This is a genomic window from Archangium gephyra (genome assembly GCF_049060025.1).
GTDB classification, from domain to species: domain Bacteria; phylum Myxococcota; class Myxococcia; order Myxococcales; family Myxococcaceae; genus Archangium; species Archangium gephyra_A.
The window spans coordinates 6,922,242-6,935,850 of the sequence record NZ_JBMEQQ010000002.1 but is presented as its reverse complement, the minus strand read 5'-3'; the positions used below and the strand labels follow the sequence as shown (position 1 = coordinate 6,935,850).

The window sequence follows — 13,609 nt, the reverse complement described above, 5'->3', positions numbered from 1 at the left end:
CCGCGCGGGGAGCACATGCGGGCGCTACCGGCCCGAGGGTGAGACAGGGGGATTGAAGTTCTCGTCGTAGCAACCGTTGAAGGACACGATGCCATTGCCATCGGCCTTGCCACCACGGAGTTGGGAGGCGGCGATGCGGATGGTGTAGCCCTCGGCGCTGCGGACGGTCTGGGTGGAGCCCGAGAGGGTGGAGCGCTGCACGTCCACGAGCTGGGGAGCGGCATCGGAGCGCAGCACCTCCAGCGCGCGAGCCTGGTGCCCCGAGGAGCCCAGACCCGAGAGGGTGCTGTCCCGGACGGAGGCGGGGGTGGAGGCCAGCCGCATGCCCAGGGACACCCCGCCCTCGGAGCCCGAAACCTCGGCGCGCACGAGCGCCAGCCGGGAAGCCTGGGCGTCGACCCCGATGGCCGCGGTGCCGCCCTGGGCGGAGGCGGAGGAGTCCCACAGCTCCACGGTGCCGGCTTGCACGGAGACGCCGGTGGCCCGGTCCCCGCCCTGGGCGAGGAACGTGGAGCCGGACACCTTCACGGAGCAGCCCTCGCACGAGAAGCCCACGGTCTCCCCGCGGGAGGAGGAGGCACTGGCCTGGACGCGCTCGAGGCCTCCGGGGCCGGGGCCGGCGGAGGACAGGAGGGCGACGGTGCGCGTCGAGCCCTCGCGGGCCACGGCCACCACGTCGCGGGCGCGGAACAGGGGCGAGGGGTTGGAGAGGGCCACGGCCTCCCCGGAGCCGCCCAGGTGCTCCACGGTGAGCGAGCGCAGCTCGGTATGGTCCGCGGCCACCAGGGTGGGGCCCGGGGCGCGCGAGCGCACGGTGGTGAGCTGCTGCCCGGAGCCCTGGAGGTGGATGTAGGGCCGGAGCTGCAACCCCTGGGGGCCGAGGTCGTACACCCCGGGCTCGACGAAGAGGAGCCAGGGCTCCTCGGCGGAGACCTTGGTGATGGACTGGAGGGCGTTGCGCAGGTTCTCGCCGCCGATGAGGGGGGTGTCGCCCGGGGGCACGACGCGGATGCGGGCGAAGTTGCCGGGGGGCCCCATGGGGCCGGGGTCTCCCTTGGGACCGGGCTCGCCGGGGGGACCGGGGAGGGACTCGCCCATGGGTCCGGGGTCCCCCTTGGGTCCGGGGTCGCCCTTGCCTCCCCCACAACCGGAGGCGGAGACGAGCAGGATGCACATGGGGAGAACGACCGAGCGCCGCATGGAGAGGCCCTCCTGTGCCCGAGGGGCACGGCCCACCGGAACCTTCCGGCGGGAAGCCTCCAGGAACTACGTGCGCCCTCCCTCCGCGTCCAGCCAGCAAGAGGCGGGGCCCCGCCAGCGGACGCTCCGAACGTCCACCAGCGGCGCCCTCGCGGGGGCCGAGCCCACCGGCCGACAGAGACCCACTCCCGTGGGACATCGCCCCGGAAGACTAGCCCTCCGGGGCATCAGCCGCGCGGGCCCTGCACCGGAGTGGAACCGCGGGCGGCGCGTTCCACCGTCTCGCGGTTCTCCTCGATGTACTTCTCGACCGCGGCGTCCTCCAGCTCGAGATCGCGAAGTACGCCGGGGTAGACGAACTTGAAGGCGGGGGACTCCTCGTCCCCGCGCAGCCGGAAGCTCATCTTCATCACGGCCGCGCCGTATAGCTTGTCCTTGAGCGACTTGGCCTTTCCCATGGAATGCCCTTTCGTCGGTGGGCCTCGCAGGGCGGCTCAGCCCTCGAGGTCATCCTCGTCATCGTCGTCCGGCAGCATGCTCCGCTTGGGGATCGGGGCAGGCTTCTCCGGAGTGAACACCACGCGCCGGTTGCGGCCCTCGCCCTCGCAAGAGACCTTCACCCCCGGCACACCCTCTACTGCTTTCAGGACGCGCGCGCGGTCATCTTGCTTCACTGTAACGAGGGCATAGAAGCGGCCCAGGGAGGCCGACTTCTCGGCGAGCTTGCGAGCCACCTCGCGCAGGGCGGCATCCTTGGCCACCTCCAGGGAGCGCTCATCCGAGTCGGAACCCCGGGCGGAGGCGGCGGGAGCCTTGGCCTGCTGCGGGGCGGGCTGGCCCCGGGCGGGCTTGGGCTGCCGGGGGGCGGGCGCGGGAGGAGGCGGCTGGGGCGCGGGCGCGGCGGCCTGGGGCGCGGGCGCGGCCTGGGCGGCGGCCTGCTCGCGCTTCAACCGCTCACCGCGGGGCTCCGGGTGGACGCCGACGCCCACCAGGAGGAAGCGCCGCTCGTTGCCCGGGCGGTGGAGCATCTTGTTGAGGAGGAACTGCAGCGAGTCCACCATCTGGCTGCGCTTGCCCTGCTCCACGCCCGGAGGCAGCTCGCCCTGGAAGTGCAGGGCGACGGAGAGGCTGCCATCGCTGGCGTCCTTGAAGTCGAGCCGGGCGGGGAAGCCCATCAGCCCGAGGATGTCGGTGAGCAGCCGCTCCACGCGGGGGCGGATGTCGGCGCCGCCGCCGGGCGCCGGAGTGGACTCGGGTGCCTGCACGTCGCTCACTTGCGCTTGCCTCCCGCGGTGGCCGTCGCCGGCAGTCCGCCTCCGCCACCACCCTCGCGCCGCTCCAGCCACTTCCTCAGGCCGTACTGCTGGGCGATGGAGAGGATGTTGTTGGTGAAGATGTAGAGCGCCAGACCGGCCGGGTAGTTGAGCAGCGTCAGCGTGAAGAGGATGGGGACGAACCAGGTCATGATTTTGGCCTGGGTCGGGTCACCCATCTGCGGCTGGAGCCGCTGGGTGATGATCATGCTGATGCCCAGCGCGAGCGGCAGGATGTAGGTCGGGTCCTTGTAGGTGAGGTCGCGCCACACCGGGCCGAAGAAGGGCTCCTGGTAGAGGTCGTAGCTGTTGCGCAGGGCGGTGAAGAGGGCGATCCACACCGGCATCTGGATGAGCATCGGGAGGCAGCCGCCGAGCGGGTTCACCTTGGCCTCCTGATAGACCTTCATCGTCTCCATGTTCAGGCGCTCGCGGTCGTCCCCGTACTTCTTGCGCAGCTCCTCGACGCGGGGCTGGAGCTTCTTCATGGCCTCCATGCTCACCATGGAGCGGTGGGTGAGGGGCAGGAGGATGGTCTTCACCAGCACGGTGAGCAGGATGATGGCCACGCCCCAGTTGCCCATCAGGCCGTGGAAGAACTTCATGATGCTCACCAGCAGCTTGGCGATGACGGCCCACATGCCGTAGTCGATGGTGCGGGTCAGCTCCGGGTTGTAGGCGGCGGCGGCGCCGGCGGCCTCGCGCACGGCGGGGCCGGGCACGGCGGCGAGCAGGTCATCGTCCTTGGGCCCGAAGTAGCCGCCGAAGCGCAGCGTCACCGTCTCGCCGGGAGCGGCGGTGAGGGGGAAGCTGGCGGTGACGGCGCGCGCGGTGGTGGTGGCCACGAAGTCGCAGCGGCCCGGCAGGGGGCCGCCCAGCGGGTAGAGCGCGGAGAGGAAGTACTGCTGGTCGATGCCGAAGTAGTGCACCGGGCCGCGCGACTCGTCCGCGTCCGGCAGGCTCTGCTCGGGGGCCAGCTTGTGCTCCTCCTCACCCACGCGGCACGAGGCGTAGCTGAGGTTGCCCACGCCGCCGAAGAAGGACGGGGCGTGCTCGTTGTTCGGGTCGATGGCGCGGTTGAAGTGGAGCTGCAGCTCGCCGGTGGCCGGCTGCGCCGAGGTGTTCTTCACCTGGAGGGTGTAGAGCAGCTCGAAGCCCTCCCGGGGCCACTGGAGCGTCTTGGTGACCTCCCACGGCCCCTGGCGCGCGGTGAAGGTGGCGCCCGTCTCCGGGTTGGCCGTCTCGGCCACGGCGTAGCGCGCGTCGGCCGGCAGGGGCGAGGGGCCCGTGATGGAGACGGCCAGGGGCAGGGGCTGGCCCGCCACCGGCTGCGCCAGGTTCATCTGCGGCGGAGGCGGCACGTCCCCGCCGAAGAGCAGCTTGTAGCCCTCGGCGATGGAGACCTCCCCCTGCTCGCGCATCTTCGGGCCCTGCAGCGGCGCCGAGACGAGGCCCGCGCCCTGGGTGGAGAAGGAGTAGTGGGCCGACTCGCGCTGGAAGTCCAACGTGCGCACGGGCGGGGCCGGCGCGGCGTCGGCCACGGCGGCCTCCGGGCCCGGGGTGCCCGCGGGCGGCGGCGTCCCGGCCGTCCCCGTACCGGGGGTGGGGGCGGCCGTGCCGGCGTCCGTGCCGGCCACCACCTGCCCCGCGTCCGCCACCCCGGCTCCGGGCGGCGGCCCCTGCGGGGCGAAGAAGTAGGTGTAGGCGAAGGTGAGCGCCATGGCGAGCGCGAGCGCCACCATCAGTCGCCGCTGGGAGTCAGCCGAGTTGGGCGAGAGCGGATCCAGATCGTTCATAGAAGGGGTGGGGCGGTCAGGGCACCGGGTCGAAGCCGCCCGGATGGAAGGGCTGGCAGCGCAGGAGGCGCCAGACGATGAGGCGGACGCCGCGCAGGGCTCCGTGCTTGTGGAGGGCCTGAAGGGCGTACGAGGAACAGGAGGGGTGGAAGCGGCAGGCCGGGGGAAGCAACGGCGAGAGGAACCGCTTGTAGAAGCGGATGGGCAGCGCGAGCAGCCAGGCGAGGGGGCTCATCGGGTGGACTCCCGGGGGCCGGAGGGAAACAGCCTCTGCAGCTTGCGGGTGACTCCATCGAAGGCGCGGGAGAGGTCCGAGAACGACGCCTCCTTGGCGGACTGGCGCACGACCAGGACGACGTCCACCCCGGGGGGCCATTGCCCGTGACGCTTGCGGAAGAGCTTCCCGGAGGAGCCTTCGCAGGCGGGCACGCTCCACGGCATTGCCCACCTTGCTGGAGACGGTCAGGCCCACGCGGCTGTAGGGCCGGGCGTTGGGCCGGGCGAGCCCCAGGAGGCAGTCAGAGGGAAGCTTCTGACCCTTGTCCTGGACCTCGAGGAACTCGCGCCGGGTGAGCAGGCGCAAGGCCTTGGGAAAGCGCTCGTCGCGAGGTGGCGCCTGGCCCTCGGCCTTCACGCGAGCGTCCCGGGGCTACTTCTTGTAGGACGCAACCACCAGGCGCTTACGGCCCTTGGCGCGACGGCTCTTGAGCACGTCCTGACCGCCCTTGGTGGAGTTGCGCTTGCGGAAACCGTGGGTGCGGTTGCGCCGGATCTTGGAGGGTTGATAGGTGCGCTTGGACACGGCTGGACTCCTGGGACGACGAGACACCCGCCGATGATGCGGGCGCCCTTATCCACGAGACTGAGGAAGGCGGCGCTCGTAACCCGATCTCCCACCCAAGTCAACGTCGGATCACTCCGGGCTGTCCGGACCTGGGGGTCCGGGGCCCTTTGCACCCCACACCCGGGGTGAAGCGGGGTGGGGGTGGGAGGGCTCGCACCACAACCGGTGGGAGGGGGGTGGGATTCCACCCAAGCGGCTGAGATCGGACGAGCGGGTGTAGGGCAGCGGAATGTCAGGGGTTGGGGCCGCAAACTTGATCGCCCAGGGGGGGCCTGTTAGCACGGTCGGCCCCCTCCCCGGCGGTCTCGCCGGGGTTCCGGAGGCCATCGTGACCGCGCTCGCCCGCCCCCTGCCCCCACAGCCAAGTGCCGAGAATCTCTGGGCGAGGCTGCTGGACCGCCTCACGCAGGACGGGAAGGAGTACGCCCTGAACTGGCTGGGCAAGATGCAGGCCCTGGACGTGCGCGACGACGCGCTCGTGCTGGCCGTGCCGGACCGCTTCTACCAGGACTGGGTGGACGACCATTACCGGGGGCTGCTCGAGTCGACGCTGGCCAAGGTGACGGATTCGCCCACCCGGGTGGCCTACGAGGTCGTGCCGGGCCTGGCGCCTCCGCCGGAGCTCAAACCCGCACAGGCGGTCAAGTCCGACGGGGCCCGGCCGCCCCGGCTCAACGCCCGCTTCACCTTCCAGAACTTCGTGGTGGCCGATAGCAACCAGCTCGCGGCCGCGGCGGCCCAGGCGGTGGCCGACACCCCGGGCCGGGCCTACAACCCGCTCTACATCTATGGCGGCACCGGGCTGGGCAAGACGCACCTGCTGCACGCCATCGGGAACAAGATCTGGGACAGGGATCCGACGCAGCGGGTGGTGTACCTGTCGAGCGAGCAGTTCACCAACGAGTACATCGAGAGCGTGCGCGAGCAGCGGATGCCGGAGTTCCGCCGGAAGTTCCGCGAGGAGTGCGACGTCCTGATGATCGACGACGTGCAGTTCCTCGGGCGCAAGGAGGAGACGCAGCGGGAGTTCTTCCACACGTTCAACACGCTGCACGAGCAGGGCAAGGCCATCATCCTGACGAGCGACATGGTGCCGGGGGAGGTGCCCGGGCTGGAGGAGCGGCTGCGCAGCCGCTTCAGCATGGGGCTGATTACCGACATCCAGGAGCCGAGCTTCGAGACGCGGGTGGCCATCCTCCAGAAGAAGGCGGTGATGGAGGGGTTGGATCTGCCGGACGAGGTGGCGCACTTCATCGCGCGGGCCTTCCAGAAGAACGTGCGGGAGCTGGAGGGGGCGCTGGTGAAGGTGAGCGCCATCCACTCGCTGTCGAGGCACCCGGTGACGGTGGACTTCGCCTCGCACGTGCTCAAGGACGTGCTGCCCTCCCGGCAGGTGGTGGACGTGGAGAGCATCCAGAAGGAAGTGGCGCGGTACTACAAGGTGCCGGTGGAGGCGCTGAAGGAGGACCGGCGGCACAAGGCGCTGGCCCACGCGCGCCAGGTGGCCATGTACCTGAGCCGCAAGCTGACGAAGGGCTCGTTCCCGGAGATCGCCGCGCGGTTCAACAAGGACCACTCGACGGTGATTTCCGCGGTGCGCAAGGTGGAGAAGCAGCGCGAGACGGACGCGTCGGTGAAGCGCGAGCTGGACGAGCTGGAAGCGAAGCTGACCGGCGAGTGAGTGGCGCTGCCCCGGAAGGCGGGCATCCAGACACCTGACCTGAGCGGTGACTTGACGGGAGGTGACCTCATGGGTCAACCTACTCGGGAAGTCACCACAGGAGGAGTGTGTCGATGGAACGGTCCACGCCGGTGCCCATGGGGATGGGCGAGCAGTCCCTCACGCCGGGCGAGCAGCGCATCCTGGCTTTGATGGAGCAGGGCCAGCAGCGGTTGGAGCAGCGCCTGGATCGCATGGACCAGCGCCTGGATCGCATGGACCAGCGCCTGGATCGCATGGACCAGCGCCTGCAATCGCTGGAGGGCGGGCAGAAGCGCACGGAGCAGCAGCTCAAGGAGCTGGCGTCCAAGGTGGACCAGGAGGCCGCCGACAGCAAGCTGCGAGACCGGAAGCTGGCCGCTGCCCTGGAGGGTCTGCGCGAGGAAGGCCAGAACCAGAAGGTCTGGCTCGTGGGAAGAATCGAACGCTCCCAGAAGGAGATGCTCGAGGCCATGCACCTGGAGCTGAACTCGCTCCGGACCCAGCTCTCCACGCGGCTCGACCAGCACGAGACGCGTCTGCGCGCCGTGGAACACACGCTCGAGCGGCACGAGGAGCACATGCGCGAGCACGGCCAGTCCATCCGGGGCTTGCAGCAGGAGATGCAGAAGCTGACGGCCGCCGTCGAGCGCCTGGTCCAGGCCCCGCACAGGGAGTCCCGGTAGAGGGAACCCACGATCCACCCGCCGGCTCTGGACGCCTCGTGACGTGAACAGCTTGCGGACAACCCGGTACCAGGGGCGCTATACACCGGGAGCCTCGCTCGTCCGAGCCGGGGCCTGACGGGCCCGGCCCATGTACACGGGACGGGGCACGGAGGAGCAACACCCATGCGGTTGACGGTCTTCGGAGCGACGGGGCGCGTCGGGCACACGCTGGTGCACGAGGCGCTGGGGCAGGGGCACGAGGTGACGGCGTATGTGCGCGACCCGAAGCGGCTGGGGCTGAAGCACGGGCGGCTCTTCGTGAAGAAGGGCAGTCTGGAAGACGGCACCACCGTCGCCGATGCCCTCCGCGGCGCCGAGGTGGTGGTGAGTGCCATCGGCGCTCGGGACGCGACCCATGCCGTCACCGTGGTGACGCAGGCCACGCGCGCCATCGTCACCGCCATGAAGGCCGAGGGTCTCCAGCGGCTCGTCACGGTGGGCGCCGCGGGACTGCTCCCGCACCCGGCGGGGGGGCTCACCGGAGAGCACGGCCTGCCTCCCTTCCTGCGCCATGCCTTCGAGGACCACCGGGGCGCGCTCCAGGTGCTGCAGGAGAGCGAGCTGGACTGGGTGGTGGTGTGCCCCCCCGTCATGCCCAGTGGCGTGAAGACGGGCAAGTACCGCACCGCCGTCGAGTCCCTGCCCACCGGCGGCCGTCAGGTCTACGCCGAGGACGTGGCCGACTTCACCCTCAAGGCCGCGCTCGGCAGCGAGCACCACCGCGTCCGCGTCGGCATCGTCGGCGACTGAGCCCCGGCTCCCGGGCGCGCGCGTCTCCAACTGGTCCAACAATCGGACCAGTTCGCGCCCTTCGCGGCCGGAAGGCTCTCCACCTCCCTCCCCTCGCCCTCCGGGAGAGGGTCGGGGTGAGGGTATCGCGCGCCCCGGGTTGCCACTCGCCCTGGCGAACCCCGGGCCCGGGCCTTACACAGTGCCCCCCCCGTGAGCCTCCGCGAGCCCCTCGTATGAAGCCGGCCCCGCTGTCCCTCCTCCTGTTGTCCCTCGGGCTCGCCCTGTCCGGTTGCGCCCTCCCCGCGCCCACTTCCGGCAGGCTGCTGCGCTCCGGGCCCTCCCCCGTCTCCGAGGCCCTCTTCCAGGTCCGCGCCCGCCACACCGACCTCGTCGACGTGCGCGTCCTCTTCCCCTCGGACTCCGAGGGCCGCCCCGCCCGGCCCACCGGCGGCGGCCCGCTCCCCGCGCTCGTCCTCGTCCACGGCGGACTCGTGCCTCCCGAGGACTACCTCTGGCTCGCCGAGTCCCTCGCCGCCCTCGGCTACGTCGTCGCGCTTCCCTCGCACCCGCTCGAGCTGCCCCTGTCCGCCATCGACAACGGCCACTTCGCCCGCGAGCTCCTCACCTCGCCTCCGGAAGGCTCGCTCCTCGAGGGCCTCGTCCACCCCGAGCGCATCGCCATCGCCGGCCACTCGCTCGGCGGCGTCGTGTCCGCCAAACTCGCCCTCGATGGCGGCTTCGCGGCCCTCGCCCTCCTCGCCAGCTACCCCGACCCGGCCGACACCGGACGCCTCCCCTCGCTCGCCATTCCCTCGCTCTCGCTCGCCGGTGAGTTGGACTGTCTCTCCGAGCTTCTCCCGCGTCCGGGAAGATGCCTCCCGGCTCCCCGCGCCCTCGGTGCTCGCCGTCCTCCAGGGCGTCACCCACTTCCAGTTCACCGCCAGCGACCGGCGGGACGTGGAGGACGGCTGCGCTCCCACCGTGCCGCTCGCCACCGCGCACGAGCGCATCACCGAGGTCCTCTCGCGCTTCCTCCACGCCGCGCTCGCCGGACAGGGCACCGGCGCCGATGACATCCGCCTCGTGCCCGGCACGGAGGTCACCGCCCGGTGAGAGCCCTCGTCTTCACCACCACGCTGCTGCTCGCCCCGGTGGCCGCCGCCGAGGCCCCCGTCCTCACCGCGCGCGGCCGTGTGGATGACTCGCACCTGTCGCTGCTCGCGGGCCCTCGGGGCGTGGGCCTGGGCTTCCTCCTCGCCAGTCCTCCCGTGCCCGGCTCCCGGCCCGTCGCCTTCGGCGGCGAGCTCTTCGTCCTGCCCGCCACCGGCGTGCTGGAGTTGCGCGGCGCGGGCCAGTGGCAGCTCTCCTCGGGCGAGGGGCTCGTCCAGGCCTCGGCGCAGCTCGGGCTCACCACCTATGGCGTGGTGCGCGGCCCCGCGGACCTGGGCCTCGGGCCCCACGCGGGCCTCACCGCGAGCCTCGGTGGCCCCCGCCTCGAGGCCCTCCTCGGCGCCCAGGCCGGACTCGAGGCCTTCCTGCGCACCGGCGGCCCCCGCCTGCCCGTGCGCGTCCTGCTCGGCGGGCGCGGACGGCTGGGGCCCTGGGGCCTCGCCCTCACCGCTCGCGCCGGACTCGACTTCGAGCGCGGCCTCTCCGCCACCTGGCGCGGCGACGTGCTGCTCGCCCTGAGCTGGTACGGCCGCGTCTCCGAGGCGCCTCCCGAGGGGCCACCTACGGCAGCCTCGGCGCCTCCACGTCCGTGACGATGAGCGTGTTGGTGCGCGCGTCCACGCTCACGCTGCCCCTGGGCGACAGCACGCCCTTCACGTGCGGCAACATCTCCGACGCCCGCGCGTAGTTGACCGGAATCAGCCACGTGCGCAGCGGCGCCGTGTCCTCCTTGGCCTTCTTCAGGCGCGCGAGCGACTCGGCCTCCTCCTGCAGCGTCTTCAGCGACGCCACCCGCAGCACGCTGCCCCGCCGCTCCATGCCCAGCCCCCGCGAGGCCAGCACCACGTCCAGCGCCTCCGTCCACGGCACGTTGCGCAGCGACAGCGTCACCGTGCCCTGCACCTCCTCGGACACCACCAGGTTCAACCGGCCCACGTCCGCGAGCATCCGCAGCACGTCGTGCACGTTGGCGCGGGTGACGTCCAACGAGATGCGCTTGGACTCCTTCGGCGGCTTCGCCACGGCGGGCGTGGCGGCGAGCGCCAGTGCGAGCAACACGGCCCGGGCATGCCTCATGGAACTCCTCCGGCGGTAACGGGAAGGCACCAGTCTAACGCCGCGGCCCCCCTCGCTTCCCGCCCCTCCCGCGTCTTCTGTCCTCCACGGACCCTGGAGTGGGACACCTCCCGAGTGGGACCCACCCGTCCCCGCCCGTCCCCGCTCCACCTCCCCGGGCCTTGTGGCCGGTGCCCCACCTCCGGGGTCTTTGAAGCAACACACCCGAACCGGCAGCCCTGACGCGCGCTCCCCAGCGATGCGCCAGCAAGCCGGTCCGCACACGGTGGGTGCCTCCCACCGTGGCTTCGGGGCCACGCCCCCTCCAGGCCTCCACCCTGGAGGGGGCCGTGCGGCCTCCCCCCACGGCCCCCGGGTGCCTAGCCCGCGGCGAACAGCTCGCCCAGCAGGCGCGGCCAGAGGAATCCCACCCACAGCACGAGCGAGCCCACGCCCAGCGCCATCGCGGCCAGGGCCTGGCCCTTGCGGCCAATGGGGGGACGGGCCTCGGGATTCACCCGCCGCAGCGCGGCCAGGCCGAGCCCCAGCGCCACCGGGGCGAAGAGCGGGAAGAAAACCCCGTACACCCCGAGCTGCACCCCCACCAGCGCCAGGGGATTGTTCTCGTGCCGGTTCCACAGCCGCAGCAGGACGGCGTCCGGGAGGGGCAGCCGGTGGAAGAGCTTGTGCCTCGGGTCCTGGTGGATGGAGACGCCCATGACCAGGAAGAAGGGGGAGGGGATGACGAGCAGGGGCTCGCCCTGGAGCAGCCCGGCCACTCCCATCAGCAGGGGCAGGACGAGGAGCCCCGGCCGCGCCCACCGCTGGCCGAGGAAACTCCCCACGCCCACTCCCGAGCAGGCGAGCAGGAAGCCTCCGGCGGCGAGGTGCCCGCTGGCCAGCAGTGAGAGGGCCGGGCCCAGCAGCACCAGCCCTCCCACGCCGAGGAACCAGGCCCACGTGTCCCGCCGGCCCCACCGCTTCTCCCGGAATGTCTCCAGGTAGTTGACCTCGGGCAGGGCGGCGCAGGCGGTGCAATACACGGCGCCGAGCACCGTGCGGGCACACCCCTCGCAGAAGAAGCCGCCGCAGCGCCCGCAGATGCCCGCGGCCGGAACCTCCGGGTGCTCGGCACAGCGGGGAAGGGCGGCGCCCGGGCCATCAGCGGAGACCATGCGCCCCACTCTCTCACGAAGCCGCCCGCCCCTTCCCCGGCGGACGGGGCAGGCGCCGCTTGTTGCCAACACTCCCCACTCCCACCCTCGAAGGGGAGGGCCACTACCCAGGGACGAGGGACACACCATGGCGGACCACAATTGGGGCAACTGCAAGGGCTGCCGCTTCTTCAACAGCCACAACGCCCAACCCGATGACACCGAAGTCGCCCAGTGCACCCAGCCGGAGCTCCAGGAGTTCGAGCTGCAGGTGACGGGGATGAGCGGCTGCAAGGAATTCGAGGCCCGCACCGGCGTCTCCGGCGGCGTCTACCAGGAGCCGGAAGCCTCCACGATGCACTGAGCGTGCGTCCCACCCGGCTCCCCCGCTAGCGTCTCCCCCGTCCGGTTCCCCCTCGGGGACCGGCCCACCTCACACGAGAGGGACGCGCCATGCCGGAAGCACGCACGCTGGGAGAAGCCCCGGGTCCCCGGGGTCATTGGTTCTGGGGCAGCATCCAGGAGCGGCGCCACAGCCCGCTCCAGCTCTTCCTGCGCGCCCACCAGGAGTACGGCGACTTCGTCCGGCTGCGCATGGGGCCCACCATCAGTCTGCTGTCCCTCACCGGCCCCGAGCTCATCAAACACGTCCTCGTCGACCACGCCGACAAGTACGGCAAGCCCGCGGGCCTCGTGCGCGACGCCTGGCCCGTGCTCGGCAACGGCCTCTTCACCAGCTCGGGCGACTTCTGGAAGCGCCAGCGCCGCCTCATGCAGCCCGCCTTCCACCGCGAGCGCCTCGCCGCCCTCGCCGGCTCCATGGTCGAGGCCACCCAGCAGATGCTCGCCCACTGGCGCGCCCGCCCCTCTCCCTCCACGCCCCTCGACGTCTCCGCCGAGATGATGCACCTCACCATGGGCATCGTCGGCCGCGCCCTCTTCTCCACCGACGTCAGCGGCACCGCCAACCGCGTCGGCCAGGCCCTCACCGTCGCCCTCGCCGAGACGAACCACCGCATCCTCTCGCTCGGCCTCTACGCCCCCGACTTCATCCCCACCCCGCGCAACCGCGTCTTCCGCCGCGCCCTCGACACCCTCGACTCCGTCATCTTCGACATCATCTCCCGCCGCCGCGCCGGACAGACGCAGGGGGATGACCTGCTCGGCACCCTCATGGCCGCCCAGGACGCCGACACCGGCGAGCGCATGACGGACGCCCAGCTCCGCGACGAGGCCATGACGCTCTTCCTCGCCGGCCATGAAACCACCGCCAACGCGCTCTCCTGGATGTGGCACCTGCTCGCCCAGCACCCCGAGGTGGAGGCCCGCGCCCGGGCCGAGGCGGAGCGGGTGCTCGGCGGCCGCGCCCCCACCGCGCAGGACATTCCCCAGCTCCGCTACCTCACCCAGGTGTTCGAGGAGACCATGCGCCTGTACCCGCCCGCGTGGATCACCGCCCGCCAGCCGGTGAAGGAGGACGTGCTCGCCGGAGTGCAGTTGCCCGCCAGCCCGCGCATCGTCGTCGTCATCCCCGCGTACGCCCTGCACCGCAACCCGCGGCTGTGGCCGGACCCCGAGCGCTTCGACCCGGAGCGCTTCTCGCCCGAGCAGTCCGCGGGCCGCCCCCGCATGGCGTACCTGCCCTTCGGCGGCGGCCAGCGGCTGTGCATCGGCAACAGCTTCGCCCTCATGGAGGCCACCCTCATCACCGCCCTGGTGCTGCAGCACTTCCGCCTGCGCGCCGTGCCCGGCCACGCCGTGGAGCCCGAGCCGCTCGTCACCCTGCGGCCCAGGGGCGGCCTGCCCATGCTCGTCGAGCCCCTCCACGCCAGCGCCTGACGCCCCCGGCCAAGCCTCGCTCCCCCGTATCATCGGGATGAGGCCTGTCAGCCCCTCATGTATTCCTCCCCAACCGCA

16 protein-coding genes and 1 pseudogene are annotated in these 13,609 nt (G+C 71.7%); 7 read left to right on the top strand and 10 right to left on the bottom strand.

Annotated features, from left to right (window positions below):
• Positions 1-24 precede the first annotated feature (24 nt).
• From ACN28I_RS30100 to rpmH, 8 genes and pseudogenes are all read right to left on the bottom strand, one after another.
• On the bottom strand, positions 25-1,200 hold the full coding sequence (locus ACN28I_RS30100) for a hypothetical protein (RefSeq protein WP_420945362.1): 1,176 nt from the start codon (positions 1,198-1,200) through the stop codon (positions 25-27).
• A gap of 227 nt (positions 1,201-1,427) precedes the next feature.
• Positions 1,428-1,658: a hypothetical protein gene (locus ACN28I_RS30095; protein ID WP_420945361.1), complete on the bottom strand. Its 231-nt coding sequence runs from the start codon at positions 1,656-1,658 to the stop codon at positions 1,428-1,430.
• 36 nt (positions 1,659-1,694) lie between these two features.
• Positions 1,695-2,474, bottom strand: coding sequence for a hypothetical protein (locus tag ACN28I_RS30090; RefSeq protein WP_420945360.1), 780 nt, complete (start codon positions 2,472-2,474; stop codon positions 1,695-1,697).
• The gene (gene yidC / locus ACN28I_RS30085; RefSeq protein ID WP_420945359.1) at positions 2,471-4,309 is read right to left on the bottom strand and encodes a membrane protein insertase YidC; all 1,839 of its coding nucleotides are present in this window, start codon (positions 4,307-4,309) and stop codon (positions 2,471-2,473) included. The genes ACN28I_RS30090 and yidC overlap by 4 nt, the downstream gene beginning before the upstream one ends.
• A 16-nt stretch (positions 4,310-4,325) precedes the next feature.
• Positions 4,326-4,544 (bottom strand): membrane protein insertion efficiency factor YidD, encoded by a 219-nt coding sequence (gene yidD, locus ACN28I_RS30080; RefSeq protein ID WP_420948744.1) that lies wholly within the window; start codon positions 4,542-4,544, stop codon positions 4,326-4,328.
• The gene (locus ACN28I_RS30075) at positions 4,541-4,738 is read right to left on the bottom strand and encodes a hypothetical protein (protein ID WP_420948903.1); all 198 of its coding nucleotides are present in this window, start codon (positions 4,736-4,738) and stop codon (positions 4,541-4,543) included. The genes yidD and ACN28I_RS30075 overlap by 4 nt, the downstream gene beginning before the upstream one ends.
• A gap of 4 nt (positions 4,739-4,742) precedes the next feature.
• Positions 4,743-4,943 (bottom strand): annotated as a pseudogene (locus ACN28I_RS30070) (ribonuclease P protein component); the annotation flags it as partial.
• Between the two features lie 15 nt (positions 4,944-4,958).
• Positions 4,959-5,111 carry a 50S ribosomal protein L34 gene (rpmH, locus tag ACN28I_RS30065; RefSeq protein WP_375769294.1) on the bottom strand — a complete coding sequence of 51 codons (153 nt, stop codon included), beginning with the start codon at positions 5,109-5,111 and terminating at the stop codon, positions 4,959-4,961.
• Between the two features lie 370 nt (positions 5,112-5,481).
• On the opposite strand from rpmH, the gene dnaA reads away from it, so the two are divergent.
• From dnaA to ACN28I_RS30040, 5 genes are all read left to right on the top strand, one after another.
• On the top strand, positions 5,482-6,834 hold the full coding sequence (gene dnaA, locus ACN28I_RS30060; RefSeq protein WP_420945358.1) for a chromosomal replication initiator protein DnaA: 1,353 nt from the start codon (positions 5,482-5,484) through the stop codon (positions 6,832-6,834).
• A gap of 113 nt (positions 6,835-6,947) precedes the next feature.
• Positions 6,948-7,538, top strand: a complete 591-nt coding sequence (locus tag ACN28I_RS30055; protein ID WP_420945357.1) for a hypothetical protein — start codon at positions 6,948-6,950, stop codon at positions 7,536-7,538.
• A 165-nt stretch (positions 7,539-7,703) separates the two neighbouring features.
• On the top strand, positions 7,704-8,330 hold the full coding sequence (locus ACN28I_RS30050) for an NAD(P)-dependent oxidoreductase (protein ID WP_420945356.1): 627 nt from the start codon (positions 7,704-7,706) through the stop codon (positions 8,328-8,330).
• Between the two features lie 215 nt (positions 8,331-8,545).
• Positions 8,546-9,385 (top strand): alpha/beta hydrolase, encoded by an 840-nt coding sequence (locus tag ACN28I_RS30045; protein ID WP_420945355.1) that lies wholly within the window; start codon positions 8,546-8,548, stop codon positions 9,383-9,385.
• A 36-nt stretch (positions 9,386-9,421) separates the two neighbouring features.
• A complete protein-coding gene (locus ACN28I_RS30040) occupies positions 9,422-10,075 on the top strand; it encodes a hypothetical protein (protein ID WP_420945354.1) in 654 nt (217 codons plus the stop codon).
• Here the strand turns inward: ACN28I_RS30040 and ACN28I_RS30035 are convergent.
• Positions 10,044-10,559, bottom strand: coding sequence for a secretin and TonB N-terminal domain-containing protein (locus ACN28I_RS30035; protein ID WP_420945353.1), 516 nt, complete (start codon positions 10,557-10,559; stop codon positions 10,044-10,046). The genes ACN28I_RS30040 and ACN28I_RS30035 overlap by 32 nt on opposite strands.
• A gap of 359 nt (positions 10,560-10,918) precedes the next feature.
• The gene (locus ACN28I_RS30030; RefSeq protein ID WP_420945352.1) at positions 10,919-11,713 is read right to left on the bottom strand and encodes a DUF4190 domain-containing protein; all 795 of its coding nucleotides are present in this window, start codon (positions 11,711-11,713) and stop codon (positions 10,919-10,921) included.
• Between the two features lie 127 nt (positions 11,714-11,840).
• Here ACN28I_RS30030 and ACN28I_RS30025 point away from each other — a divergent pair, with 127 nt between their 5' ends.
• Positions 11,841-12,056, top strand: a complete 216-nt coding sequence (locus ACN28I_RS30025) for a hypothetical protein (protein WP_420945351.1) — start codon at positions 11,841-11,843, stop codon at positions 12,054-12,056.
• Between the two features lie 89 nt (positions 12,057-12,145).
• Positions 12,146-13,531, top strand: a complete 1,386-nt coding sequence (locus ACN28I_RS30020) for a cytochrome P450 (RefSeq protein WP_420945350.1) — start codon at positions 12,146-12,148, stop codon at positions 13,529-13,531.
• Positions 13,532-13,609: the final 78 nt, after the last annotated feature.